Source organism: Dietzia sp. DQ12-76, assembly GCF_014145045.1.
Classification (GTDB): domain Bacteria; phylum Actinomycetota; class Actinomycetes; order Mycobacteriales; family Mycobacteriaceae; genus Dietzia.
In genome coordinates, this window is sequence record NZ_JAALDV010000493.1 from 1 (window position 1) to 2,625 (window position 2,625).

4 protein-coding genes are annotated in these 2,625 nt (G+C 69.6%); all 4 read right to left on the bottom strand.

All coding sequences use genetic code 11. The features are described from left to right. The coding region (locus G6019_RS15375; protein ID WP_182627965.1) for a translation initiation factor IF-2 N-terminal domain-containing protein at positions 1-236 on the bottom strand (236 nt) is incomplete at its 3' end. Between the two features lie 166 nt (positions 237-402). Then, on the bottom strand, positions 403-705 hold the full coding sequence (locus G6019_RS15380) for a YlxR family protein (protein ID WP_107756614.1): 303 nt from the start codon (positions 703-705) through the stop codon (positions 403-405). A 139-nt stretch (positions 706-844) separates the two neighbouring features. Continuing rightward, positions 845-1,831, bottom strand: a complete 987-nt coding sequence (gene nusA, locus G6019_RS15385; RefSeq protein WP_107756615.1) for a transcription termination factor NusA — start codon at positions 1,829-1,831, stop codon at positions 845-847. Next, on the bottom strand, positions 1,828-2,373 hold the full coding sequence (gene rimP / locus G6019_RS15390; protein WP_182613124.1) for a ribosome maturation factor RimP: 546 nt from the start codon (positions 2,371-2,373) through the stop codon (positions 1,828-1,830). The genes nusA and rimP overlap by 4 nt, the downstream gene beginning before the upstream one ends. Between the last annotated feature and the right edge of the window lie 252 nt (positions 2,374-2,625).

Consider the following 2,625-nt stretch of genomic DNA (forward strand, 5'->3'; position numbering starts at 1 on the left):
GAGGTCCCGCCGGGCTTGGGTGCCGTCGACCCACCCGTGCCGGGCGTCGAGGCCGCGGCGTCGGATCCACCGCCCGCCGGTGCGTGCGACTCGCGGAGGCGACGGACGACCGGCGCCTCGAGGGTCGAGGACGCGGATTTGACGAACTCCCCCTGATCGCGGAGTTTCGTCAGAAGTTCTTTACTGGTGATACCGAACTCTTTTGCCAGTTCGTGTACACGGGGCTTGCCTGCCACTGCTCTCCTCACTGCGAGGTCTCCACGGCAGGGCTGGCCGCGCGACCTCGGTCTACATTCGATGGACGTTCATCGCTGGAGCTTCACGGTGTGCTCATCGTGTCTGGTCCGTTCCTTCTCATGTGCTCCCCCGATCGGCCCATGCGGCCGACGGGTGGTCTCGTGCTCACGACGATAGCGTCTCGAGCACCTCCGAGATCGCGTCGTGGGACACGTTCCCGGTGACCCGCAGTGACCTCGTGAAGGCCTTGCGGTCGAGTGCTGTCGCGATGCACCGCTGGTCACGGTGCACCCAGGCTCCCCGTCCGACCGCTCGCCGGGCGGGGTCCGGCGAGAGGGCTGCCGCCCGTGGATCGAGGACGATCCGCAGGAGCCGGGAATCTGAATCCCGGCGGCGACAGCCGACGCAGGTCCGAACCGGACCCCGCACCTCGGCCGCGCCCTGCTGCTGGTCGTGTCGCACCTGCATGAGGCCGCCTCGGTTTCTCACCGCACCCCCACGCGAGTGGGTGAACGTGAAGTCACTGTGACATCAGATGAGTCTACAGGTCGTCGACCCTCGAGACTAACGGCGCGCCCGACCGCGTGGACCGCGCACGCGCCGGAGGTCACTCCGCGTCGCTGTGGATGTCGATCCGCCACTGTGTCAGGCGATGGGCCAGGCGGGCGTTCTGACCCTCCTTGCCGATCGCGAGTGAGAGCTGATAATCGGGGACCACGACCCGCGCCGCCCTGGTCTCGGCGTCCGCCACGGTCACGGAGATCACCTTGGCAGGCGACAGCGCGTTGCCGACGAAGACCGTCGGGTCCTCGTCGAAGTCCACGATGTCGATCTTCTCGCCGTTCAGTTCCGACATCACCGCCCGTACGCGGGCGCCGTTGGGCCCGATGCACGCGCCCTTGGCGTTGAGGCCCGACACGGTGGTCTCCACCGCGATCTTGGTCCGGTGGCCGGCCTCGCGCGCGATCGCCGAGATCCGGACCGAACCGTCGCCGATCTCGGGGACCTCCAGGGCGAACAGGCCACGGACGAGGTCGGGGTGGGTACGGGACAGCGAGACCGAGGCACCGTGCGGACCCTTGTGGACCCCCACCACGTGGCACTTGATGCGCGCACCGTGCTCGTAGGTCTCGCCGGGGACCTGTTCGGCCGGAGCGATGGTGCCCTCGGTCCCTCCGTTCTCGGGTCCGATGTGCACGACGACGATCCCTCGGGCGTTCGCGCGTGAGTCCGACTGGATGACCCCGCTGACCACCTCGCCCTCGCGGGCCACGAGGTCGCCGTAGATCCGCTCGGTCTCCGCTTCCCGCAGGCGTTGGAGGATGATCTGCCGGGCCGTCGCCGCCGCCACCCGGCCGAAATCGGAGGGCGTGGCGTCGAACTCGCCGATCCGGTTCCCCTCCTCGTCGACCTCGGCGGCCATCACGGTGACGGTCCCGGCCTTCCGGTCGAGTTGGATCCTCGCGACTCGGTGCGCATCCTCGGTGCGCTTGTACGCGGTGAGCAGGGCGTTCTCGAGGGTCCGCACCAGGTCGTCCAACGGGATCTCCCGCTCCTGGGACAACATGTTCAGCGCCGCCATGTCGATGTTCAACTGTCTTCTCCTTCTCGCCCGCCACGTCCGGGGTTCGCGGGCTCCGACAGGAGGGCGAGTTCGTCCTCCGGAGCGGGACGGAACTCGACCCGGATCACAGCGCGTGCCACGCCGTCCAACGGTACCGAGTCCACACGCATCCCACGACCCGACCTCGAGACCAGCCGTACGGTCCCGTTCTCCTCGTCGAGGTCACCGATCCGCCCACGGGCCGGACCGCCGACCCCCTCGACGTAGGTCAGGTCGACCTGGCGTCCGCGTGCCCGTCTCCAGTGCCGGGGAGCCTCCAGAGGGGCGTCCACGCCGCGGCTCGTCACCTCGAACGTCACCGCCTGGTCGGGTGCCCCCCACTGCTCGGCGACGGCATCGAGATCGGTCGACAGGCTCGCGAGATCGTCCAGGGTCACACCGGAGTCGCCGGCCACGACGACGGTGACGTGCCAGTCGGCCGCCCGGGAGTCCTCCCGGATCTCCTCGAGTTCGAGTCCGCGGTCGACGACCGCTCTGCGGATGTGCGCCCTGTCGGGCTCGGGGACGATCACTGTGCTCCTGGCGTCGCGGCTGGTGGGTGCCGATCCGGGTTGCGGACGGGCCGGATCACTGTACCGCCCCCGGGACCGGCTACCGACGGGCCCTGGCAGGATGTCGGGGTGCCCGATTCCTTCACCGCCCCCGTGTCGCGCCGACGGTTCGTCGCCGTGACCGCGGTCGCCACCGGGTTGGCGCTCGCCGGAGGGTGCGCCCTGCCCCCGGTCGACGACGAACCGGATCCCCTGCTGGCACTGGCCGCGGCC

Excerpts from the sequence above, each read along its gene's own strand:
- G6019_RS15380 (WP_107756614.1), bottom strand. The coding sequence starts at position 705 with ATGCAGGTGCGACACGACCAGCAGCAGGGCGCGGCCGAGGTGCGGGGT.